The sequence below is a fragment of the Acinetobacter piscicola genome (genome assembly GCF_002233755.1).
GTDB lineage: Bacteria > Pseudomonadota > Gammaproteobacteria > Pseudomonadales > Moraxellaceae > Acinetobacter > Acinetobacter piscicola.
The window spans coordinates 1-24,726 of the sequence record NZ_KZ268709.1 but is presented as its reverse complement, the minus strand read 5'-3'; the positions used below and the strand labels follow the sequence as shown (position 1 = coordinate 24,726).

Sequence of the window (24,726 nt, the reverse complement as noted above, 5' to 3'; positions counted from 1 at the left end):
CATCTAAGAATCTCCCCTAACCCCTCTTTAAAAAAGAGGGGAACTATTGAGAATTTAAAATAATTTTAGATTATCGATACTCCCTCCTTTGAAAAAGGAGGGTTGGGGAGGATTTAAAAATGCTTAACTGACTAGCAGTAAGTCAAATAACTGTTTTTTCTTTCCAAGTATCTCAGTCGCCTTGCAACTGAGCATCAATCATCCAAACCAAGTCACCCAAATGTTCTTCAGGATTTAAGTCTGTAGTATCTTGATGAAAGTAAAGACTGGGTTGAATCACTCTAACAGTACTAAAACCTGCCTGTTGTATAAAATTTCTTACTTCTTCAGGGCTAATAAAGTGAAAACTGAAAGCACTACGTGACATCACTTTTAACAGTTTGCTGCTGTTCCAAATGACCTTTGCCAGTTTGTTTTTGACAGGTTCAGGGTATAAATCAGTTAAATAATGCAACGCTTTAAAGTCTTTTCCATAATGTGCAATGGATTGAATCAATTGTTGTAAAAGATCTTTGTTAAAATAATTAATCAAGCCTTCACTGATGACCACAAGCGGGCGATTGGTATCAAATACCTCAAAAGCCTTTTGAAAATCTGCTGTAAATAGATCGACAGAAAGTACATCTGGACTTTGTACATCAATTTGTTTCAGTGCCGTTTGTTTGGTTTTCGCCATATCAGGCAAATCAAGTTCACGATAATCAATGGTTGGATAATGTTGTCTGAACCACCAACCACGAGGGGATAGCCCCGCAGCAATTTCTAAAACTTGTAAGTCTGGAGATTCTGCAATCAGTTGTTTTAGGTGTTCATCCAGCATGGTGTGGCGTTCTTTGAGTGTGGTACGCATACTGCCTCCCACATATTTTTCACCCCAACTTTCAATTGGATGCGCAATCATAGCTAAAGTCTTACCTTTAGATGTTGCAAGTAAAGGATGAGAAATCCCCATTTGATACCAAATATAACCTGTGTAATGGGCTGTAAATGAAATATGGCGATGTTTAGAAAGCTGTTGTTCTGAGGTATCTGACATAGTTATCCTTAACTTTTGTTTTTCTAATTTTGATTACAATTCATAATGAACATCAAAAAAGGAACACCGAAGTGTTCCTGTTCTTTTTAAAGGGAATTTTTAAAATCTTCAATGACTTTTCTGACAGATTGCCATTCATTTCCTAAATCAAGTTGTTCACCGATCTGAATGTTTGGAATTTTACCACGCATACGTTCTAAACGTTCTTGGTTGGGGAGTGGTAAGTTTTCAATACCAGTCAATGCGATGCATGCAGACTCACGATCATTACACACCAAGCCCATATCGCAACCTGCATCTAAAGCAGCACGGATACGCGCATCAGCATGACCTGCAACACAAGCCGCTTGCATACTCAAATCATCTGAGAAGAGTACACCATCGTACTTCAATTCTTGACGTAATACTTTTTGAATCCAATAGGGTGAAAAACCTGCTGGATTTGGATCAACTTTTGCATAAATCACATGTGCTGGCATGAGCGCATTCAGTTGAGATTGCAATTGAATAAAGCTTTGCATGTCATTGTTATAAATTTCTTGATATTCACGGTGATCAATGGCTGCGGCAACATGTGAATCTGCTTTGACAGAGCCATGACCAGGAAAATGTTTTCCTGTGGTTGCCATACCTGCACGTTGCATACCTGTCATAAATGCACTTGCAAGTGGCACAATATCTTGCACATTTTTTGCAAATGCACGATCACCAATCACATCGCTAATTGCATTAATATCTAAAACAGGAGCAAAACTAAAATCAATACCAACTGCAAGCACTTCGATGGCCATTAACCAACCACATTTTTCAGCTAAATCTAAAGCTTTTTCAGGTTGCGTTAAGTAAAGTTCACCAAAATGTCCCATGGCTGGAAGAAGTGTAAAACCTGTTCTGAGTCTTTGTACGCGACCACCTTCTTGATCTACCGCGATCAGAATATCTGGGCGAATTTGGCGCATATGATCAGTTAAAGCACGGACTTGAGCAGGTGATTCTATATTTCTTGAAAATAAAATCATGCCGCCGACTTGCGGAGCCTGTAATAGTTCAATATCTTCTTGAGTAAGTTTTGTGCCTGCAATATCAAGCATCAATGCGCCGATCATAAGAATCCGTGGTTGTATTTATAGAAACCTAGAAACAATACCTGATTTCTGCAATGATTTGCTACATTTAGTCTGCACAGATTATGATAAAACTACACAACATAAACAGATAAAGTCGTTTAAGATCTTGAAACTGTTGAGTTCAGATTGAAAAACGATATAGAAATTGGAAAACCCAAGGAAATATTAAGAATTTATGAAACTTCAAACTCTCGCTTGCGCTATAGCTCTGGCAACTGGTGGTTTATTTTTTTCGCATACCATCAATCAGGCAATGGCTGAAACCAATGCTACAAATGTTTCTCAGTCAATTCGTCCTACGCAAGAGCAGGCTTTGGTGACGCGACAGCTCGCTACGTTGATTGACCGTCAACATTATTTAAATATGCGTTTAGATGCCAATACATCAAATCGTATTTTAGAAATGTATATCGACAGTCTTGATCCTGAGCACACGTTATTTTTAGCTTCCGAAGTTGAAAACTATAAGAAAAAGTATGGCCCTACATTAGGTGCAGCCTTAAAAGCGGGTGATTTATCAGCGCCGTATGAAATTCATGCGCAATATCGTGCACGATTAAAGCAGTTTTATGAATTTGAGTTAGCTGAACTTAAGAAAACGCAAAACTTACATCAGCCAAATGAGTTTATTGACACTGATCGTGAAAAAGCTGCTTTCTTTACAAGTCAGGACGAACTACAAAATTATTGGCGTAAGATGTTGGTTTCGCAATTAATTAACTTGACCATTGCCAAGCAAGAAGATCAGGCCAAACAGAAAGCCTTGAAAGATGATCCTACTTTAGCAAATGGACAAGATCTAGCATCATCTGAAGATTTAACCCCAGTTCAGACTTTAACAAAACGTTATACCCGCCAGTTAGAACGTATTGGACGTACTAAAAGCGATGACGTGTTAGAGCGCATTTTAAATGCGATGACACTGACTTATGATCCGCACAGTAACTATTTTCCACCTGTCGATGCAATGGAGTTGAATCGCCAAACGACTTTACAACTGGAAGGGATTGGCGTTTCTATTCGTCCTGAGCGTGGTAATGAAGATTACACCAAGATTGAAACCATCGTGGATGGTGGGCCTGCAAGTAAAACAGGACAGATAAAATCAGGTGATCGTATCATCGGTGTTGCCCAAGATGGCGACAAAATGGTCGATGTGATTGGTTGGCCTAGTTCTGAAATTGTCGGATTAATTCGAGGTAAGCGTGGCACAAAAGTTTCAATCAAACTTTTAGCTGCAGGTGCATCTATGAATCAGGCGAGAGTGGTTACGATCACTCGTGATGTGATTCAAGAGGAAGATGCAGGTGTACGTTCACGTACAGTTGATGTGACACGTAATGGTGTGAAGCATAAATTTGGTGTGCTAGAAATTCCTTCATTCTATTTAAACTATCGTGCACGTCGAGCAGGAACTGAATATCGTTCTGTTGCAGAAGATACCAATAATGCTTTGAAATCATTGGCTTCACAAAAAGTAGAGGGTATTATTATTGATTTGCGTAACAATCCGGGTGGTTCTTTAGAAGAAGTTGCCAAGATGATTGGACAAGTGATCAAAGAAGGACCTGTTGTTCAAATCCGTGATGGTAATGGTAATGTGAGCGTGTTTGAAGATACCGATGGTGGTGCTCAGACCTATGCAGGACCATTGGCTGTTCTTGTCAATTTGGCTTCTGCTTCAGCTAGTGAAATTTATTCTGCTGCGTTGCAAGATTATGATCGTGCAATTGTTTTGGGTAGCACCACGACAGGTAAGGGAACGGCTCAGGTTCAATTGGACAGTTTAGCTTATGGTCAGGCAACCTTAACGCAACGTAAATTCTATCGAGTTACTGGTGGAAGCACGCAGAATAAAGGCGTAGTTCCAGATATTAAACTGGTCGATATTTATGATGAAGAGTTTGGTGAACGTAAAGCTAAAAATGCTTTGAAATGGGATACCATTCCAACTGCACCATTCAAGCGTGAAGGGTCAATTCAGCCGTATGTGACACAGTTGGGTGAGAAGTCAAAAGTACGTGTGGCTGCAGATCCGCAATTTCAATATTTAGAAACACGTAAAGCGATTGCACAGCAAGCTAAAGATCAAAAAAAGGCATCTTTAGATATCGATCAACGTAAAGCTGAACTACATGCACTTGAGGCTAAAACCTTAGCTGCTGAAAATAAGCGCCGTGCAGAAACAGGTTTAAAGCCTTATTCAAATTGGGAAAGTTATCAGGCGAGCTTAGATGCTTTAGCAGAATCTAGAGCAAAAATGAAGGCGAATCAACGTCCTGCATTGGCTGAAGAAGAAACTTTTGTAACCGAAGCTGCCAATGTTTTAATGGATATGGGAAGTTTGAAAAGCAAATAGCTAAAGTCACCATTTAGATAAATTAAAAAGCATATTTAATATATGCTTTTTTATCTATTCTGGTCAAAAATAACTTGACGTTCAATAGGATAGTGATATTTTAAGGAGAACTAAAGATATTTAAAAAAGGTGAACCTGATCGCAGTTATGCGTCGTTATTTTAGGGGCTTCTTATAACAAAAATAGATTTATTACGGGAAGAAATATTTTATGAGTTATATGGGTTATGATACTACTCTCGTAATAGGTTCTGCATGCGTTGCAGTAATCATTTGTTACGTGGCTATTTCATTGGAACAACTCATATTTAAACAACAAACTACGCATATAAAAAAATTGATGATGTGTGTATGTGGAATGCTGTTTGGTTTCGCAATTTGGGCAATGCATTTTGTTGGAATGCTTGCTTGTCACTTACCTGAAGGTTATTCATTCGATGTTAGTCTGACCATCATTTCTTATGTTATTGCTGCAATTGCTTCAACTTTTGCCGTTTGGCTAACCACACGTGATACTTTGCCTATTGTGCGTTTGATTCTAGGTGCTGTGTTAATGGGGTTAGGTGTCTCTGGAATGCACTATGTTGGTATGTTAGGGTTGAATGTTCCTGACCAATTGGTTTACTACAATATTCCATTGGTGGTATTTTCTGTTCTCATCGCAATTAGCGGTGCGGGTTTGTCCTTCTGGCTTGCTTTCAAATATAAAAATACTTTCCATCATAAGGCGCTTTATAAAATCGCCGTTTCATTTATGATCGCTTTTAGTATTGTCGGTATGCATTATACTGGTATGGCCTCTGCGACATTTTATTCAGTCGGCGATATTGTGTATGTCACACAGCACATTCAAGAGAGGCAAGACATCCTGCTCTTTACCATTATTTTTGTTACCAGTTTAGTCTTGGTTTCTGCATTCAGTGTTGCGATTTTAGAAAAACGCTTGGAAGAACGGAATTTACAACTATTACAAGTCAATAAAGAACTTGAAAGTTTGGCACTTCAAGACAATTTAACCAAATTACCTAATCGTTTATTTTTAGTTGAATATACAGATGCTTTATTTTTAGAGAGTAAAGAAAAAAGATCTAAAATTGCGTTGATTTATATTGACTTAGACCGCTTTAAGTCCGTGAATGATGCATTTGGGCATCACGTTGGTGATGAGTTACTGGTTAAGTTAGCACAACGTTTATATCCACTCTTAGAACAAGGACAAAAGCTGATTCGGATTGGTGGTGATGAATTTATTCTGATTGCAGAAAGTGTCAATAAAACTCAAACTGAAAAAATTGCTGAATTGGTATTACACAAAATTCAAGATAGTTTTCAGATCTCTGGTAAAGAAATCAATATTTCTGCAAGTATTGGTATCGTATTTTTTCCTGATAATGGAAAGAGTTTGCAAGATTTATTGATCAATGCAGATTCAGCAATGATGCAATCTAAAGAGCAAGGGCGAAATACTTTTAGTATTTATAGTAATTCTTCTGATCAGCAGCTTCTCAGTCGAAGTCAATCCAAACTGATCAATGATCTTTATAAAGCTGTTGAAGATCAGCAATTTATATTATTTTATCAACCTAAGTTTACTGCGGATTATCAGATTTGTGGTGTTGAAGCATTGATTCGATGGAAGCATCCAACTTTAGGTTTGCTTGCACCTGGTATGTTTATAGAAGGTGCTGAGCAAACAGGCTTAATTATTCGGATGGGTTATTGGGCATTAGAGCAGGCATGTATGCAAATGCGAGAGTGGGGAGAGAAGCAATATGCATTTGGACCAATTGCCGTTAACCTTTCGGCAGTGCAATTTGAACATAAACATTTGATTGAATCATTAGAAAAGCTGATTAAAAAGTATAATGTTAAAAGTGGTAATTTGATTATTGAAATTACTGAATCGACGGCAATGCACCATATTTCAAGCAGTATTCAAACATTTGAAAAATTAAGAAATTTAGGTATTAAATTAGCGATTGATGATTTTGGAACAGGGCATTCAAGCTTTTTATATTTAAAAGATTTACCCGTGGATGAGTTGAAGATAGACCGTGAATTTATTCGTAATTTAAGCGTGGGTTCAAAAGAAGAAATTATATTAGAAAGTATTATTCAGCTAGCTATCCGTTTAGGATTAGTGGTCACAGCAGAAGGTGTAGAAACGGAACAGCAGGCTGCAATTTTAAAACGTTTAGGTTGCCAACAACTACAAGGTTATTTGCTCGGTATGCCTTTACCTGTAGACCGTTTGGAATCGTGTTACCCTGTATTTGCTTGATTTAAAAATCATGAGTTGAATGGTTTTAGGTTATCGAATTCAGATTACAGATGATTTTAGATGTAATACTGGATTCTACACAAAACGACCAAGCTAACGATCATGTTGCCGCTCAAGCAGCGCTATAGCTTGAAAAGCTAAAAATCTTTGAAACATGAAAATAAGGTATTTACCAATGTGAACACTCGGCACTGTAGTTAAAACTACTTTCAAGATTACAGCGTAGCATGACGTAATTCTGCTACAATATTGCCAATTTTATATTTGGGTCAGTTTTGATCCTTACAACTGCGTGTTCGCAGTAGGTATTTTGCATGAGCTTTCAAAATGAATTAGCGACTCAGGTCGCTCAGCGACGTACGTTCGCTATTATTTCCCACCCCGATGCGGGTAAAACCACAATGACAGAAAAACTGTTACTTTGGGGTAAAGCGATTCAGATTGCGGGAATGGTAAAAAGCCGTAAGTCAGATCGTGCAGCAACATCTGACTGGATGGAAATGGAAAAAGAACGTGGTATTTCGATTACCACATCTGTAATGCAGTTCCCTTATAAAAATCACGTGATCAATTTACTTGATACACCGGGACATGAAGACTTCTCAGAAGATACTTATCGTACATTGACTGCGGTTGACTCAGCATTGATGGTGATTGATGGTGCGAAAGGTGTCGAAGAACGTACCATTAAATTGATGGAAGTGTGTCGTATGCGTGACACACCAATCATTTCATTCGTCAACAAAATGGATCGTGAAATTCGTGAACCATTAGAATTGCTTGATGAAATTGAAAATGTATTAAAAATCAGATGTGTACCATTAACATGGCCAATGGGTACAGGACGTGATTTTGCTGGGGTGTATAACCTGTTAGAAAATAAATTCTATGTCTATAAAGCAGGTTTTGGTTCGACGATTACAGATATCGAAATTCGTGATGGTTATGACTATCCTGACTTACGTGACCGTGTTGGAGAATTGGCATTTGCATCATTTGAAGAGTCTTTAGAGCTTGTTCAAATGGCAAATGATCCTTTGGATCATGATGAATTTCTAGCAGGGCGTCAAACCCCTGTATTGTTTGGTACAGCTTTGGGTAACTTTGCCGTAGATCATGTCCTGAATACGTTTATTCAATGGGCGCCTGAACCTAAAGCACATCCAACGCAAGAACGTGCTGTAGATGCAACAGAAGATGGCTTTACTGGCTTTGTTTTCAAAATTCAAGCCAATATGGATCCAAAACACCGTGACCGTATTGCCTTTATGCGAATTTGTTCGGGTAAATATGAAAAGGGTATGAAAATGAATCACGTGCGCATCGGTAAAGATGTGCGAATCAGTGATGCATTGACTTTCCTTGCAGGTGAGCGCGAGCAACTTGAAGAAGCATGGCCGGGTGATATTATTGGTTTACATAACCACGGTACGATTCAAATTGGTGATACCTTTACAGCAGGTGAAAACCTTCACTTTACGGGTATTCCGCATTTTGCACCTGAAATGTTCCGCCGTGTTCGTTTAAAAGATCCATTGAAATCTAAACAGCTTCAAAAAGGTTTAAAAGAACTTTCTGAAGAAGGTGCAACACAGGTCTTTATGCCGCAAATCAACAATGATTTAATTGTTGGTGCAGTAGGTGTACTTCAGTTTGATGTTGTTGCCTATCGTTTGAAAGAAGAATACAAAGTGGATTGTGTTTACGAGCCCGTCAATATCAATACAGTGCGTTGGGTATCGTGTGATGACGAGAAAAAATTCAATGAATTTAAGAAAAAGGCACATGACCAACTTTCAGTCGATGGCGGTGGTCATTTAACTTATCTTGCACCAAGTCGTGTAAATCTACAATTGATGCAAGAACGTTATCCTGATATTCAATTCCGTGCGACGCGAGAGCACTAAGTTTAAATAAACTCATTTAAAAATGTAAAAACAGCTTCCTTGTGAAGCTGTTTTTGTATCAGAATACTAGGCTTCTGAGGTAGGGACTCGTGTCATGCAGTTTACAAAAAAAATAACATCAATACTTTGTTTAAGTACGCTGCTATTGGTGGCGTGTGATTCAAAAAAAGATCAAAAAAATTCTGATACACAGCAAGGAAAAACACAGCAAGAAGTGGCTGAAGTACTACCTTATTTAAATATTCAGGAAACAAAAGCTGATTATGCATTGCCATTTTGTGAAAAGAAAAATTGTATTGAAATCGACATCCAAACCATTAAAACCCAAGACGAATGGTTAAATCAGTGGATTGCGAATAATCAATCGAATGTGATTCAAACGCAAATTGACACCAAGCAGAATATGACTTTGCAACAAGCGATTAATGCATTTGTGAAAAAATCAGATGTGTGGCAAGCAGAATTTCCTAAAAATAAAGCTTTTGAATTACATATGCAAACCCGTATGGCTTCACAACGAAATCAATATGTTTTGCTGCAAATTTCGATTAATACTCTACAAGCCGATGTTAGTATTAAAGAACGTCAGTATTTCTTTGTAGCAGATCGAAAGTTAAAAAAAGCATTGAGTATTCTAGACGTAATTCAACCTAAACAGCAGAATTTACTCAATAATTGGGTACAAGTTAAATATCAAGAATGGCTAGAAAAACAAGATATTGATGTTAAAAAGCAAGCACCAAAAAAGCTATATTGGGGACAAGCAGATTGGTTCTTTGATGGTGAGGGTATCGGTTTACATTATCGCGCCAGTGAAATTGTTAAAGAAGGCACACAGCTCGATATTTACTTGAGTAAAGAACAGACCAAACAGATTTTAAAAACCGATGTTTATCAGCAAATGTTTTAATTGTTTTTATTCACATCAAAGATCACTTTAGTATTTTCAATAATGTTCCAATTCAATACAAATTTTGGTTGAGCATTTGTATTGAGAAGAATAGGCTATTGAATATACATATTTTTAAATCTCAGACAGGTTTGTGAGATGTTTAATCAAAAGAATGTTTTGGCATTATCAATATTGGTCATCGTTGTAGGAATGACAGGGTGTCAAAAAACTGACCCTAAAAATACAGATAAACCTGTAGATCAAAGTACTGCTTCACAAGTTATTGATACATCAATGCTTCTACAAGGTGACACGGAAAAACTCAAGCTGACTTTACCTGAGTGTGGTGGAAATAGTTGTCCTGAATTTTCTGTGGATCGCTTACACAGCAACCAACCGTTTGTTGATGAAATGATTGATCAAGCGATTCTGAGTAATTTGGATCGTATTTTAGATGTTACTCAAGTCAATAAATCTAAAAAAGACCTTGAGAAAAATCAATCTTCTGCAAGTGAAATACAGGAAAATGCCAGCAAAACGCCTGCACAGCAAATGCAAGATCGAGTACAACCTTATGTCAATTCGTTCCTTGAATTGCAGAAAGAATTACAAAATTTGGGCGCAAGTGGTCAAATTAGTTTAACTTTAAGTCCAAAGATCTTAAATGCAGAGTTGCCATTGGCAACTGTGGTATTAAATAGCAGTAGTTATTTGGGTGGTGCGCATGGTTCTTCTGCACAAACTTATTTTAACTTTGATTTAAAAACCAAGAAACAAGTTGCATTGGATCAAATTCTTGAAGCGAATCAAAAAGAAAAATTAAAACAATTGGCGCATGATGCATTTAAAGTATGGGTCATTGATTCTAAACTGGCTGAAAATGTAGCAGAGTATGAACAAGCTTGGAAATTCAAATTAACAGACAACTTCTATTTAGGTAAACAAGGCTTGATATTGCAATATGGTGAATATGACATTGGGCCTTATGTCGTTGGATTACCGCGCTTAACGATTCCTTATGATCAGTTAAAAGGGGTGTTAAAACCACAATATTTTCCAGTAGATATGCAAGTCGATCAACCTGCGGCATCGTCTGCTGTTACCAATGCAAAAGTAGCTTCATAATGACTTTACCTTTGTTTGATACGCATACACATTTCGATGTTCCCGATTTTGATGTCGATCGGGAAATTTTAGCGTATCAAGCCAAGGCTGTTGGGGTTGAACGCTTAATTTTGATTGGCTTTTTACATGAGCGTTTTAATGATTTAGTAGATACACATCATTATCTGAATCAATTGGTGAATGCACCGAAAAGTTATCTTGCCCCCGGTTTGCATCCATTTTACATCGAGCAACATCAACCTGAATATTTAGATGATTTAGAAAAAATGCTTAAAACACATGATTGTGTTGCAGTCGGTGAAATTGGTCTGGATACTTTTCTAAAACAACATAAGCAAGCTGAAGTTTTTCAAAAACAAAAAGATTTCTTTTCAAAACAAATTGAATTAGCACAGCAATTCCATAAACCGATTCTTTTACACATTCGAAAAGCGCATGCAGATGTTTTGGCAATGTTGAAACAGCATCAATTCAATAACGGTGGTATCGCTCATGCTTTTAGTGGTGGAGTGGAAGAAGCGAAGGCTTTCATTAAATTAGGTTTTAAAATTGGTGTGACGGGACAAATCACCAATCCAAACGCCAAAAAATTACATCGCGTGGTTCAAGAGATTGGTGTAGAGCATTTAGTCATTGAAACGGATTGTCCCGATATGACACCGTTATGTTGTCAAACTTCAAGTGAGCATCACACACGTAATACGCCAGTTAATTTACCTTATGTATTGGAAGGCTTAGCGAAGACATTATCCATTCCCCAACAACAGCTTGCGCAGCAATTGTGGCAAAATTCTTTGAAGGCTTTGGCTTTACCTCATTGAAAAAACTAAGCGTGAAAAATAACCAATTCATAACACGAATAGCCGAGATTTGGCTTACATTAGAAGAATAGTGTTGTACCTCGCGTCAACCTGAATAATAAAAGTTCGAATGGAAATCATGCTCAGCCGGAGGATTCACCTATGGCAACGTATAGTCATATCAATAGTTTTAAAGCTTTAAAAGATCTAAAAGTAGGTTCAAAAGACTACCAAATTTTCAGTTTTAAAGAAGCTCAATCGACATTAGGTGATCTCTCCAAATTACCCAAATCACTCAAGGTGTTATTGGAAAATTTACTAAGATTTGAAGATGATATTACGGTGAATAAGGCGCATGTTGAAGCCATTGTGAATTGGCAGAAAACGCGAACTTCTGATCAAGAAATTCAATACAGACCTGCGCGGGTTTTAATGCAGGATTTTACGGGTGTACCCGCTGTAGTTGATTTAGCTGCCATGCGTGCAGCAATGCAAAATGCAGGAAAAGATCCTAATCTGATCAATCCATTATCACCTGTAGATTTAGTCATTGACCATTCAGTTATGGTTGATTATTTCGGTAATAAGAATGCTTTTTCTGAGAATGTCGAAATTGAAATGCAACGTAATGGTGAACGTTATCAATTCTTGCGTTGGGGACAATCTGCCTTTAATAATTTTAGTGTCGTACCGCCGGGGACAGGGATTTGCCATCAAGTTAATCTTGAATATTTAGCCCAAGTGGTTTGGTTAAATGAGCATGATGGAGCAACTTTCGCTTTTCCAGATACCTTAGTTGGTACAGATTCCCATACCACCATGATCAATGGTTTAGGGGTACTGGGATGGGGTGTAGGTGGGATCGAAGCTGAAGCAGCCATGCTCGGACAGCCGATTTCAATGCTTATTCCTGAAGTGATTGGTTTTAAACTGACTGGAAAATTACCTGAAGGTATTACTGCTACAGATCTTGTTCTGACCATTACCCAAATGTTACGTCAGAAAGGTGTTGTTGGAAAATTTGTCGAATTTTATGGTGACGGTTTAGCCGATTTACCACTCGCAGACCGTGCTACCATTGCCAATATGGCACCTGAATATGGTGCAACCTGTGGCTTTTTCCCTATAGATGACGTGACTTTAGGATATTTAAAATTAACAGGACGTCATGCTGATCGTATTGCATTGGTTGAAGCTTACTGCAAAGAACAAGGGTTTTGGCGTCATGCAGGTGATGAGCCAATTTTTACCGATACCTTGTCTTTAGATATGGGGACAGTTGAAGCCAGTGTTGCAGGGCCTAAACGACCTCAAGACCGTGTTAAATTATCCGATATTCCACAAACTTTCCAAAAATTGATCGAACTCGATCTTAAACCAACCAAGAATGACCAAGAACGTCTAATCAATGAAGGTGGGGCGGGGACTGCTGTTGATGCAAAACAATCAACCGTACAAGCTGAGCATCCACATTGTGTAATTAATGGTAAAAGCTATCCTTTGGTTCATGGTGATGTGGTCATTTCGGCGATCACCTCATGTACCAATACATCGAATCCAAGTGTGATGTTAGCAGCAGGTTTATTGGCTAAAAAAGCAATTGAACGTGGCTTACAGCGTAAACCTTGGGTGAAAAGTTCACTGGCTCCGGGTTCAAAAGTCGTGACTGATTATCTCAAAGCCTCTGGTTTAATGACCTATTTAGATCAACTGGGATATAACTTAGTTGGTTATGGTTGTACCACGTGTATTGGTAATTCAGGACCATTGCCTAAACCAATTGAAGATGCAATTCAATGTTATGACTTGAATGTTGCCTCTGTACTGTCCGGGAATCGTAACTTTGAAGGAAGAGTACATCCTTTAGTTAAAACCAATTGGTTGGCTTCACCACCTTTGGTGGTGGCTTTTGGATTATTGGGTACGATTCGATATGATATTACGGTTGAGCCTTTAGGTGTCGATGGCAACGGACAGAATGTGTATCTCAAAGATATTTGGCCATCTCAAGCTGAAATTGATGATGCACTGCAAAAAGTCAATACAGCGATGTTCCATAAAGAATATGCGGCTGTTTTTGAGGGCGATGAACAGTGGAAAGCGATTCAAATTCCAGACAGTCAAACGTATGAGTGGGATATTCATTCAACTTATATTCGACACCCACCGTTCTTTGATGAAATTAATCAACCGATTAAATCACTTCATAATATTGAAAATGCCAGAATCCTTGCTGTTTTAGGTGATTCAGTTACAACGGATCATATTTCTCCCGCAGGAAATATTAAAAAGGATAGTCCAGCAGGACGATACTTACAGACCCAAGGTGTTGCACCGAGCGATTTTAATTCCTATGGTTCTCGTCGTGGTAACCATGAAGTCATGATGCGAGGAACATTTGCCAATATTCGTATTAAAAACGAAATGTTAGGTGGTGCTGAAGGTGGTAATACTTTATATATTCCGACAGGAGAGCAACTGGCTATTTATGATGCGGCCATGAAATATCAACATGATGGTACACCATTGGTCATTATTGCCGGTAAAGAATATGGTACAGGTTCATCACGAGATTGGGCGGCTAAAGGTACTAACTTACTTGGCATCAAAGCGGTGATTGCAGAAAGTTTTGAGCGTATCCATCGTTCTAATTTAGTCGGTATGGGTGTTTTACCTTTACAGTTTGTAGATGGTGAAACCCGTCAAAGTTTACAGCTCACAGGACATGAACAACTTTCTATTTTGGGAATTTCGGATGATATTCAATCTCATCAAATATTAAAGATTGAGGTTAAACGTGCAGATGGACACTTAGATCATTTTCAAGTGTTATGTCGTATCGATACCTTAAACGAAGTTGAATACTTTAAAGCAGGTGGAATTTTGCATTACGTTTTACGTAATTTAATTGCTTCTTGATACGGGTTAGATTTCAGTTTTCCAAGCCCTGCTGATCTTGCAGGGCTTTTTTTATTGAGCTTAAACAAGACACCTTTTGGATAAATGAGTAAAATAGCAAGATGTACCTTTTGAATTGATGTAGAACATGACCGACCTTCTCCAAGATGATGAATATGACCGCCGTTTTGCAGGTGTAGCTAAAATTTATGGAGAGGATGCATTTAATCACTATGAAAAAAGTCATGTGATGGTGATTGGAATCGGTGGTGTGGGTTCTTGGGCTGTGGAAGCCTTGGCGCGGACAGGTGTTGGTGAATTGACACTGGTCGATATGGACTCCATTGCAGCATCGAATATTAATCGACAATTGCCTGCGATGACCTCTACTTTAGGTCAGGAAAAAATTGAAGTCATGGCAGAGCGTTGCCGTTCGATTAATCCTCGAATCAAAATAAACTTAATCGAAGACTATTTAACACCTGAAAATGTCAAAGACATTTTAGAAAACGTCCCTGACTTAATCCTAGATTGTATTGATGATGTCAAAGCAAAATTGGCACTGATGTTACATTGTCGATTTAATAAAATTCCACTGATTGTTTCAGGTGGCGCAGGTGGAAAATTAGACCCACTCAAAATACGAGTTGCGGATTTATCCAAAACTGAACAAGATCCGATGCTCGCAAAGTTACGTGCACAATTACGTTCTAAAGGGATTTGTAAAAAGCCAAAAGAGAAGTTTGGTATTACTTGTGTTTATTCAATCGATAATCCATTTTCGAGTGCTGATGTCTGTGCAAGTGCTGGATTGCGTTGTGGTGGTTATGGCTCTGCTGTGGTTGTGACTTCAAGTTTTGCCATGATCGCTGTGGCGGAAGTATTGAAGAAACTAGATCAGATTAAATCGAAGCAATAGATGATTTCTTGTTTTCCTTGCTAAGTTAAGCTTGTAGATCAATATCATGACTCATTTTTCAGATCGCCCTAGACTAGATTTTAAAACGCTAGCTCTCGGGATAATTTTGATTTTCGGAATGGCATATTTTATTTATTCAACGGTTCGTCATTTTTATATTAAAAATCAAGTCAATGAAGCTAAAGAAATGATGAGTGATGTGCAGGCATTATTGGTTTGGTCAATGCATCAATTTCATGATGATGTGATCAAGGCTTGTCATTTTAAAAATATACAACAGCTTACCCAGTCCGCAGAATTCCAAAATATGAATCGTATTTTAAAATTACAAGATCAAATTCGCCAGCAAACTCGATTTGTTGAGCAGATCAAAGTGAATCCTACATCTGATTTACACAGTTGCATTACCACAACCTACTTTAGAAAAGCGCCAATTGTCAGTGAGTATCTTTCAGGGAAATACATTTCTTATCGTTATGATTTTAAAACCAAAGAAATTAAATGTTTCACCAACATCCAAAAACGTTCTTTAGTAAAGCCTTGTACACGATTATAAAAGAAAGACAAAATAAAGCGAAACAGGTACTTCGCTTTTCTATTATAGATCAACGTTTCAGTTACTGAGCGATACTGTGCTCTTTTAAGTAATCTTCAGTTCTTTTCATCGCTTCTTTAATATTGAAAATGGCATTTTCAACATCTGCAAAAGTTTTAGCGTTGCCACCACTTAAAGCCTGACGCCATTTTCGAGCACCAGGAAGATTTTGAAATAAACCTAAAATATGACGAGTGATAATCGACAATGGTGCGCCTTCTTGCATACGCTTAGCAATATAAGGCAGCATTTGATCGATAATTTCAAAACGATCAGGTAAATCCAAATTCCACAATTGACCAATCTCAGCCAAAAGATAGGGATTATGATAGGCCTCACGACCAATCATGACACCATCGACATGTTCTAAATGTGCTTGTGTTTCTGCAAAGGTTTTAATTCCACCATTAATTTCAATGAGTAGATTTGGACGTTCTTGTTTTAAGCGATAGACATCTTCATAGCGAAGTGGCGGAACGTCACGGTTTTCTTTTGGCGATAGTCCCTGAAGCAATGCGATTCGTGCATGTACGATAAAATTATTACAACCTGTTTTTGCTACAGTATCAACAAAATGCAGCATTTCCTCATAAGAGTGCATGTCATCAATACCGATACGATGCTTTACGGTGACTGGGATATCAACAGCATTTTGCATTTCAGCTATACATTCGGCAACAAGTTCAGGTTCTGCCATAAGACATGCCCCGATTTTATTATTTTGTACGCGGTCACTTGGACAGCCCACATTTAAATTGACTTCATCATAGCCCCAGTCTTGTGCCATTTTAGTACAAGTCGCAAGATCTTTTGGATTTGAGCCACCAAGTTGTAAAACGATAGGGTGTTCTTCATTGTTATAGTCAAGATGACGATTTGCACCGCCAAATAGAATCGCGCCTGTCGTCACCATTTCTGTATAAAGAATGACATTTGGATTAAATAGACGCGCAAAGAAACGATAATCTTTTGTAGTCCAATCCATCATCGGTGCAACACTGATTCGCGGAGATTGAGTGTTTTCAATGTTTTTGTTAATAGTCATTAAAAATCATACCTTTAATCTATATTTCGCAACCTGCGCGAATCTGTTTGAACCTATATTTAGGTGGGTTAATCGGTTTGCATTTACACCAAATTTTACACCATAATCAAAAAAACAGGTTGTGGTGTAAATTATGGGGTCAATTACAGCAAGGAAAGGTGCAGATGGTAAAGTTAACTATCGTGCTGCGATTCGAATTAATCGAAAGGGCTTTCCTACATTCTCTGAAAGTAAAACATTTCACTCAAAGAAGTTGGCTGAAAACTGGGTTAAGAAACGAGAAGTCGAAATTCAAGAAAATCCTGATATTTTACTTGGCAAAGAAAAGCTGATTGATCTGACCTTATCAGATGCCATAGATAAATATTTGGATGAAGTCGGGAGCGAGTACGGAAGGACGAAACGCTATTCTCTGCTTTTAATTAAGAAGCTACCAATCGCGCGCAATATTATCACAAAAATAAAATCAGTACATTTGGCCGAGCATGTTGCTTTAAGGAAGGGGGGAGTCCCTCATTTGGAACTTGAGCCTATTGCGACTAGTACGCAGCAACATGAGCTTTTACATATCCGTGGTGTACTTTCTCATGCTGCTGTTATGTGGGAAATGGATATTGATTTAAACGGTTTTGATAAGGCTACGGCGCAGTTAAGAAAAACACGTCAAATATCTTCCAGTCAAAAAAGAGACCGGCTTCCTTCAACGGATGAGCTGATTGCATTGACGAAGTATTTCACAGAGCGATGGAAGCTAAACCGTAACGGTTCTAAATACCCAATGCATTTAATAATCTGGTTTGCTGTTTTCTCATGCAGACGTGAAGCTGAGTTAACACGATTATTTCTTCGAGATTATGATTCACATCACTCAACATGGAAAGTACATGATCTAAAAAATCCAAATGGCTCTAAAGGTAATCATAAATCATTTGATGTCCTTGAACCTTGTAAGGAAATGATTAAAAGAATAAAGCAGTCAGAAGTTCGAGAACGGATGTTGATGCTTGGGCATGATGAAAACTTACTGTTGCCATTGAATCCTAAAAGCTTGGGTAAAGAGTTTAGAGAGGCTTGTAAAATGTTGGGTATCGATGATCTACGCTTTCATGATTTGAGACATGAAGGATGTACTAGACTAGCTGAACAGAGCTTTACTATTCCTGAGATTCAGAAAGTAAGTCTGCATGATTCTTGGAGCAGTTTACAGCGTTATGTGTCAGTGAAGGCGAGAAGGGATGTTATGCAGTTAGAGGAAGTACTACGCCTCATCGATGAAACGTAGCATAATCTTTAGAAGCTTCTAAATACTTACTATCTAAAATATCTGCGAGATCTTTAATGTGCACCAAAAAAGGTGCACGTTTACTTTGATCTATTTTAAACACTGAAAAAGGGAATTCTTGATTATTCGCCTTTCTTAAAGCTTCAGCTTTACTAAGATGAGGGTAATAGTCAGCAACAATTGTCATCAGTTCGACAATCATAGAGCGATATTTTATAAAAAGAAGGTCAGTAGTATTAATTTGAAAGCAACTCATGAATTCAGGTACTCCATACCAGAACAGTTTTAAATTCAAATGGGATACCTTTTGACTGAAGGTTAACCATCTCGATGCCTTCATCCTATTTTTTTTACATAGATTTTTATGTAATCCTAATAATTAAAAATAATATTTTACTAGAATGTTGATATAAGATACTGAAAAATATTATTTAGAACTGAAAATGAAAAATTGCACTCTTTTTGATTTTGAGCAACTGAAGGTCGAAATTCTGAATTGCTTTTTGGATCATGCTGGACGCTTTTTAAGAGAACATAAAATAATGAGTGATCCTGACCCAAAGACTGAGTTTGACGCGTCAGAACGCAAATTGTTGGTTGAACTGATGGTAGAGTGCCAGCAAATGCAGTTTTTAGGGGAAATGTATACGGTACAGGATTTACTGAATTTACTTGATCAAATGAGTACGGTGACAACAGGAATTAGTGACTATAGACAGCAGCAGGTTAATGAAAAATATTCAGAAATATTAAATAAATACATAGAATTGGTTGAAGATGAAAGTGGGAAAGTCTACACCTATAACCCGAGTTTAAAGCGTAGAATTAATGGAATTTTAAATGTACGTAAACGATATGCGCCGCTGTTGCATAAAAAGCTTGAGATATTCTATTCAGAATTAACTAGTTATGCACAGAAAAATGGCAGATTCAAAAATGCTTCGCAGGCTGTACAGCTGATTTTACCCACACTGCAAATAAAGTTTAGAGCGTTTGATTTGCAGTGGGTTCAAAGCAGATTAGAGGCGAATAAACAGAAAATTTTAGATTTAACTGAAGCCAAAAAAAACAATGAAAAGAAAGAAATCTGTGAAGATGGTGATTTTGATGTGTCATTTAAAATTCAGGATCGCACTTATTTAAATCAAATTAGAGAATTACAAAACGAAAATAAAAAATGGCAGCAATTTTTACAATACCCTGATCGATATTTTCCACAGCAGAAGCAATTGCCGTTTAATACGGCATACTGTGATGAAGTACTGGTAAATCACTTAAGGCGTCGTCCTGATTTAATACGCGAAATAATACAATGTTGCAGTGAAACTTAATACTTTTTAGTCAGGGTGGTAAATTGATACGCTCAAGGCTTAGACTGAAATTCACCGTCATTTTGTACGGTATTACTATATTGATTATGTTGATCAAACCCTAAAGCAATATTGGTATTTGGTTGATTTTTCATTGTTAAAAATTGTTTTTGTTCAGCACATTCATTTCTCAATTGGGTTTCAATTTGGCTAAGAGCCTCGGGTGCAAGAGTTTCATTTATTGTCTGCTGATCCTCTTCGGAAATTTCACCCAAAAAAGCCTTAATTTTCTCCAATTCAATAGTCTTGCTTACAGCTGTTTGTATTAAGTAGTCCTCAAATTCTTTTGCTGATAAGCGCATGTTTTCTTGAATGGTATGTTTTTGCTGCCCAAGCTCTGTTTTAAGTTGATTAATTTCTTCATCCTTTAATTTCAGCTCTTGTTTTAATTGGGAATCATTGTTTTCGATGAGTGATTTTTGAAGCTTTGATATTACTTTATCCTTTTCTGTTAATTTAAAATTATGTTGATCAATTAAAAAGTCTAAGCAGTTTTGCAGGCTTTTTAATTTGTACTTCTCTGTGATTCTCTCTAGTTCTTTTAATGTCTTTTGATCCAGTGTGATTTGTTTATTGATACGTTTATCTTTTTTATTTGTGTAGTTATATTTAAATATACGGTATCTCTTTTTTAAAATTTCAAAGTGTTCATTATTTGTTTTACAAATGAAATTATCAACTGAAAATTTAAGTGGGTTGGTGAATAGTTCGCTTATATCAGTCGAATTATATTGGTTATGCTGAGGAGATATTGCTGAATTTTCATTGGGTTTAATCTGTGGGTGATTTATAGAATAAAAAATTTCCTTTTCACCTGATTTAACTCGCTTATTGATTTCATTTGGTCTTAGTAAAATTTCCTGCTCTAAGAATATTTTTTTTAGATCTGTCTCAGTAGATAACCATTTCTCTAAAGTTAAATGTGGTCGTGTCATTTTATATTTTTCATAGATATTAAATAAATGTTTATATATCAATAAATAAACATTAAGTAAATGTTAATTAAATATTAAATGTTGATTATTATATTTTTAATTATCATTTTGTGCCTATCTTAATTTGTGTATGATATCTCTGCATGGGGTATGGATTGATGAAGTGGAGATTTTTATTGTGGATGAGAAGCTTTCTGAGCATGATTTCTTGAGCCTGTTTTTAGCTTTCTATCAGAGAATAGATGGGGAGCTTTCAGCCAAAGCTGTTTGGGCTCTAATCACTTTTATTAGAAATTTTGGGGTAGAGAGTACATCATTGCCGCTTGCCCAATTGGCAAAAGTCACAGGCATACAGATTAAAAGATTACGTGATGTACTTAATGAGTTGGAGCAGCAGGGGATTTTAAAAATAGATTTTCCCGAAACGGGGAAGAGGGCTCGTGTTCGTCACTTACGCCTTAATCTCGATTATATTGGTGTTGATTTAATAATGCCGGCTAGCTGGATGGTAAATAGTACTAAAAGCATGTACAAGAAATTTCCTTTATTAAATTTTATTTCAATTCTATTTATAAAAAGTGATGGGATAAGCATCAGCAATTTACCTAAAAAAATAGAGACCGATTGCAATCTTGATTATCGAAGTTATCTTGTTTTATTGCGATTGCTTTACAGTGCAGATTCATTTGGGATTGTTATAGGGTGTGGAATTGTTGAAATTGAGCGAGCCACGGGTTTAAGCAAACAATCTATTTATCGCGCTATACAGCAGCTTAAAAAAAACGGATTTATCCGCTGCCAAGCGGATGGCGCAATTCGAAATAGTTTTATTCAAACAGAGTCTCCAATATACGCTTTAAACCTTTCGCATAGGTTTTGGGGGGATGCTGCGATCTACGGCAAATTTTATATTTTGAAGTACCCCCAGCCGCATGTTTTTGAAGTTCAGAAAGTGGCCTCTATTTTTACTATGCTAAATCTAAAGAGCGACTTGTTGTCAAACACTAAAAGTGAAGATTCAGATGTTGGCTTGAAGGTGTTGAATTGCAAAAACTATTATTTGTTACATGATCCTTTGTGCTGGATGAAACCGTTTATTCTTCGGTCTCGTGATGCTGTAGGTTATGCAAATTATGTTGTGTTACAACAGCAGGAAATAATGAAGTTATATGATCATTATGTCGAGCTAAAGCGGTTACATCCAGAGAACCCATTATCAGCGACGTTTTATTTAAAGCCGCATGAAAATATTTTGAAGGATGAGGCGGTTTTGGGTCATTTAGCATCTATCCAGCATACTAAACTCAGCGGGATGAACAACCGCTTAGGTCTTTTTCAAAGCTTGCTTGAACAGTGGTGCTGCCAGATATACAGTCAGAATAAATCGCTTTTTAAAATGCTGAAAGAAGCTAACCCAGTAGTAATCGATGATGAAAGCTTTGAGCGTTTAGGGTGCACAGACTTTCTCTATCCGTATTCATTGCAAGCGACTCAAATCAAAACAATCAAAGAGGATATGACGCTAAAAAATGAGTCTGATAAAATTGAATCAATGATCACCTTCAAGTTAAATGCTGAGCAGTCCAGAATTCATCAGTTTTTAATGGCCCTTATGGATCTAATTGCATATAACCAAATTTATTTTTTTCAGCAATGTATGCGGAAACATTCTGATATTGACCAAAAGCTCAGTGCAACTAAAAGTAGTTTGGAAAGGGTGTTGGTAAATGCAACTGAAATAGTGACGCCTTTTAGGATTTTACCTCGGTCATTTATACAGAATACATACAGCTGTTGCTTTGTCCCTGATCAGCATGCGGAAACTAACAGGTATTTCTTAAGTGAATTGGCGTTTCAAGAACCCTTTCAGGATGGAACTCGCTTTGATTTTCCTACACAGCAAATAACAGAAACTTCACCAACACTGGCAGAACTTAAAGATTACGGACTGCTGCATCATCACTGTTTGTCATTATTCGAATAGTTTTTTGCGCTAAGTTTTTTTTGAAAAACCATTTTTCTGACTTAACTATCGTAACGCTAAAATATATAAAAAGCCGAGCTTAGCCGAAGGTCTAGAAATCCTACTGATCGGCTGGGCTATGGTTATTGCTTTTACGCTAAGACGGTTTTATCTATTATTAATATATAGATTAATACTAATAATAGATTAATGACTGTAGCGTATAGAACTATAAATACTCGATATATCAATACAATCACTATTACTCATACCTATAAGAACAGTTTGATATGTCATACAAGCTGAATAGATATCCCAATGTGGACGATGCTATTGAGTATAGCCATGCAGGATGAGAGCACTATTCGATATATGCGAATAGTGGATGACTTGTTCTTACTCTAGATAAAAACACTATTTAAAAAAATAAGTCGATTGCTTAACTATGACGTTAATCATAGTTAAGGAAGTTCAACGTGTTGCAATCCGATTTAGATCATCAGGCAGGGGTGATGTATGCCATTCATACCTTTGTGGATGTATGTCTTAATTTTGATATGCCGAATGAAGCGTTCATTTTCAATCTCGAACGCTTATGGTGTGCATTTGAAGCGTTTAAACAAGAAGGGCTTGAGTATGCAGCATCGATTCGGGCATTTATTGCAGTCACTGAATACGTCAATAGCCAACGTGGCATGCTTAGCTTTGCTGAATATCTGACAGGGCTTTCAATAGGGGAAATTAAGGCATTAAGACGGATATTACATGCGCATCGAGGGCTGATACGTGATGAGATCAAAAGCTTTGCGAGGCGGAAAGAATTGAATCGAGTGGCATTACTTGAGGAGTTCGAAGGTGCAATTAAGGGGTATTATTCGGTTCTAGTGATCAGAGTGGATTTGAGCTATAGCAAGGACAGCATGAGTGAAATTACTGTAAATGACTTCTATCAGCATATCGGAAAACTACGTGATTTGATCACTGATAAGAATGGATATTTTGATGCACTTTTGACCTATGCGATCGCACTGGAGCAGGGTATAACCAAAGGCTTTCATGCTCATTTAACATTGGTGATTAATAGATCGAAGCATAAGAGTGATTATAAAATTGCTGAGGGAGTGATCGATAAGTGGAAGGAAATCACATTCGATAAGGGTTTTGGGCGGAACATCAACACGACAGCGAATAAAGAGAACTACGAGAAGCAAGGTCGTTTAGGTATTGGAGATATTCGTCGAACGACACCCGAACAAGGCAACAATGCTTTGGGTGCAGTTGCTTATCTCAGTGACCCTGATAAATACGAGCAGTCGTTATTGGTTAAACCACGAGGGCGTAAAACGTTTTATAAGGGGGATTATCAGCATCATGGTCGCCCAATACCTGATACAGAAGAAAATAGAAGAATCAAAGAATGGGATGCGCAGACCGCTTTAGCAAAGCTGGAAGAGGAGATTTGGTTTAAAAAATTATGAACATGCCAGTTCTATGAAATCAATTGATTCATAGGACAATACATGAGCCATTCAGAGTTGGAGTTTGTTACAGCACCCCGATTAGAACAAGACGTTTTAGAGCATTACCAAACGATTCGCTTTGCTCCAATTCCAGAAGGTACTGATTACGATGCTCATCAAAAAAATATAGATCAGGAGTTCAAGCGGAAACTGTCTGGTTATTTTTCAGCATGGCGCAGGATGATGGCTGTTGGCATTCATGAGCATTTGTCTTTTTCCTTTTGGGCAGACAAGTTCTTTCAGGCTTACTGCAGTGTATTACAGGAAGAGCAGATTCGGTTCTTTGAGGTCACGGCGCAAAGAAGCGCTGGTTTTTATATCGATAAGATCGTAAAGCGGCTGAGAGTGCTGTTTGAAAGCACCAGCTTAACTGAAGAAATGCATAAGCTGAATGAGTGCTACGAAAAGCGGATTGAAAAGTTGAGAGAATCCTACCGTAATACAAGCCAGATCTATCCTGATGCAGCGGATTTAAAACTGGAACTAAGTCTAAATGACGGTGGAAATGAAATTATCGATTTGCGACAGTTAGAGCGATTTTTATCAAATTTCCAAAAAAGTCTAGCAGCTGAGTATTGGTATAGAACACAAGCCATTTACCGCTTTTATCAAATTGTACGGGATGATGTTCAGCAGCGGTATGTGATCCACTTTTATCTGAGCTTTAACCGAT

Annotated in this window: 19 protein-coding genes; 14 read left to right on the top strand and 5 right to left on the bottom strand. The window is 37.5% G+C overall.

The features are described 5' to 3' along the window. Positions 1 to 172: 172 nt before the first annotated feature. On the bottom strand, positions 173 to 1,036 hold the full coding sequence (locus CDA10_RS04335; RefSeq protein WP_089604268.1) for a class I SAM-dependent methyltransferase: 864 nt from the start codon (positions 1,034 to 1,036) through the stop codon (positions 173 to 175). A gap of 86 nt (positions 1,037 to 1,122) precedes the next feature. Continuing rightward, complete coding sequence (gene nagZ / locus CDA10_RS04330; RefSeq protein ID WP_089604267.1) at positions 1,123 to 2,142, bottom strand: beta-N-acetylhexosaminidase; 1,020 nt, start codon at positions 2,140 to 2,142, stop codon at positions 1,123 to 1,125. Positions 2,143 to 2,338: 196 nt separating this feature from the next. Here nagZ and CDA10_RS04325 point away from each other — a divergent pair, with 196 nt between their 5' ends. The 9 genes from CDA10_RS04325 to CDA10_RS04285 all read left to right on the top strand — a co-directional run bounded on the left by CDA10_RS04325 (position 2,339) and on the right by CDA10_RS04285 (position 15,899). Continuing rightward, positions 2,339 to 4,522 (top strand): carboxy terminal-processing peptidase, encoded by a 2,184-nt coding sequence (locus CDA10_RS04325; protein WP_089604266.1) that lies wholly within the window; start codon positions 2,339 to 2,341, stop codon positions 4,520 to 4,522. A 210-nt stretch (positions 4,523 to 4,732) separates the two neighbouring features. Then, positions 4,733 to 6,802, top strand: coding sequence for an EAL domain-containing protein (locus CDA10_RS04320; protein WP_089604265.1), 2,070 nt, complete (start codon positions 4,733 to 4,735; stop codon positions 6,800 to 6,802). 314 nt (positions 6,803 to 7,116) lie between these two features. Further along, positions 7,117 to 8,709 (top strand): peptide chain release factor 3, encoded by a 1,593-nt coding sequence (locus tag CDA10_RS04315; RefSeq protein WP_089604264.1) that lies wholly within the window; start codon positions 7,117 to 7,119, stop codon positions 8,707 to 8,709. A 94-nt stretch (positions 8,710 to 8,803) separates the two neighbouring features. Continuing rightward, a complete protein-coding gene (locus CDA10_RS04310; RefSeq protein ID WP_089604263.1) occupies positions 8,804 to 9,619 on the top strand; it encodes a hypothetical protein in 816 nt (271 codons plus the stop codon). A gap of 138 nt (positions 9,620 to 9,757) precedes the next feature. After that, complete coding sequence (locus tag CDA10_RS04305; RefSeq protein ID WP_089604262.1) at positions 9,758 to 10,726, top strand: RsiV family protein; 969 nt, start codon at positions 9,758 to 9,760, stop codon at positions 10,724 to 10,726. Further along, complete coding sequence (locus tag CDA10_RS04300) at positions 10,726 to 11,547, top strand: TatD family hydrolase (RefSeq protein WP_089604261.1); 822 nt, start codon at positions 10,726 to 10,728, stop codon at positions 11,545 to 11,547. Before CDA10_RS04305 ends, CDA10_RS04300 begins: the two co-directional genes overlap by 1 nt. 141 nt (positions 11,548 to 11,688) lie before the next feature. Beyond that, positions 11,689 to 14,445 carry an aconitate hydratase AcnA gene (gene acnA / locus CDA10_RS04295; protein ID WP_089604260.1) on the top strand — a complete coding sequence of 919 codons (2,757 nt, stop codon included), beginning with the start codon at positions 11,689 to 11,691 and terminating at the stop codon, positions 14,443 to 14,445. A 127-nt stretch (positions 14,446 to 14,572) separates the two neighbouring features. Beyond that, positions 14,573 to 15,343 (top strand): tRNA threonylcarbamoyladenosine dehydratase, encoded by a 771-nt coding sequence (locus CDA10_RS04290; protein ID WP_089604259.1) that lies wholly within the window; start codon positions 14,573 to 14,575, stop codon positions 15,341 to 15,343. Between the two features lie 118 nt (positions 15,344 to 15,461). Then, on the top strand, positions 15,462 to 15,899 hold the full coding sequence (locus tag CDA10_RS04285) for a hypothetical protein (RefSeq protein ID WP_228704593.1): 438 nt from the start codon (positions 15,462 to 15,464) through the stop codon (positions 15,897 to 15,899). A gap of 61 nt (positions 15,900 to 15,960) precedes the next feature. On the opposite strand, the gene dusA is transcribed toward CDA10_RS04285, so the two are convergent. Beyond that, complete coding sequence (gene dusA, locus CDA10_RS04280) at positions 15,961 to 16,983, bottom strand: tRNA dihydrouridine(20/20a) synthase DusA (RefSeq protein WP_089604257.1); 1,023 nt, start codon at positions 16,981 to 16,983, stop codon at positions 15,961 to 15,963. 133 nt (positions 16,984 to 17,116) lie between these two features. Here dusA and CDA10_RS04275 point away from each other — a divergent pair, with 133 nt between their 5' ends. After that, positions 17,117 to 18,265: a site-specific integrase gene (locus CDA10_RS04275; protein ID WP_004723234.1), complete on the top strand. Its 1,149-nt coding sequence runs from the start codon at positions 17,117 to 17,119 to the stop codon at positions 18,263 to 18,265. Here CDA10_RS04275 and CDA10_RS04270 read toward each other — a convergent pair. Beyond that, a complete protein-coding gene (locus CDA10_RS04270; protein WP_004723233.1) occupies positions 18,249 to 18,521 on the bottom strand; it encodes a pyocin activator PrtN family protein in 273 nt (90 codons plus the stop codon). The two genes, CDA10_RS04275 and CDA10_RS04270, sit on opposite strands and share 17 nt — an antisense overlap. A 187-nt stretch (positions 18,522 to 18,708) precedes the next feature. Between CDA10_RS04270 and CDA10_RS04265 the strand changes: the two genes are divergently transcribed. After that, complete coding sequence (locus CDA10_RS04265) at positions 18,709 to 19,596, top strand: hypothetical protein (RefSeq protein ID WP_004723232.1); 888 nt, start codon at positions 18,709 to 18,711, stop codon at positions 19,594 to 19,596. Positions 19,597 to 19,628: 32 nt separating this feature from the next. On the opposite strand, the gene CDA10_RS04260 is transcribed toward CDA10_RS04265, so the two are convergent. Further along, a complete protein-coding gene (locus CDA10_RS04260; protein ID WP_004723231.1) occupies positions 19,629 to 20,570 on the bottom strand; it encodes a hypothetical protein in 942 nt (313 codons plus the stop codon). Between the two features lie 130 nt (positions 20,571 to 20,700). Between CDA10_RS04260 and CDA10_RS04255 the strand changes: the two genes are divergently transcribed. From CDA10_RS04255 to CDA10_RS04245, 3 genes are all read left to right on the top strand, one after another. Further along, on the top strand, positions 20,701 to 22,554 hold the full coding sequence (locus CDA10_RS04255; RefSeq protein ID WP_004723230.1) for a helix-turn-helix domain-containing protein: 1,854 nt from the start codon (positions 20,701 to 20,703) through the stop codon (positions 22,552 to 22,554). A 455-nt stretch (positions 22,555 to 23,009) separates the two neighbouring features. Next, positions 23,010 to 24,011 (top strand): YagK/YfjJ domain-containing protein, encoded by a 1,002-nt coding sequence (locus tag CDA10_RS04250; RefSeq protein WP_004644609.1) that lies wholly within the window; start codon positions 23,010 to 23,012, stop codon positions 24,009 to 24,011. Between the two features lie 42 nt (positions 24,012 to 24,053). Then, a partial coding sequence (locus CDA10_RS04245; protein WP_089604256.1) for a hypothetical protein occupies positions 24,054 to 24,726 on the top strand: 673 nt, incomplete at its 3' end.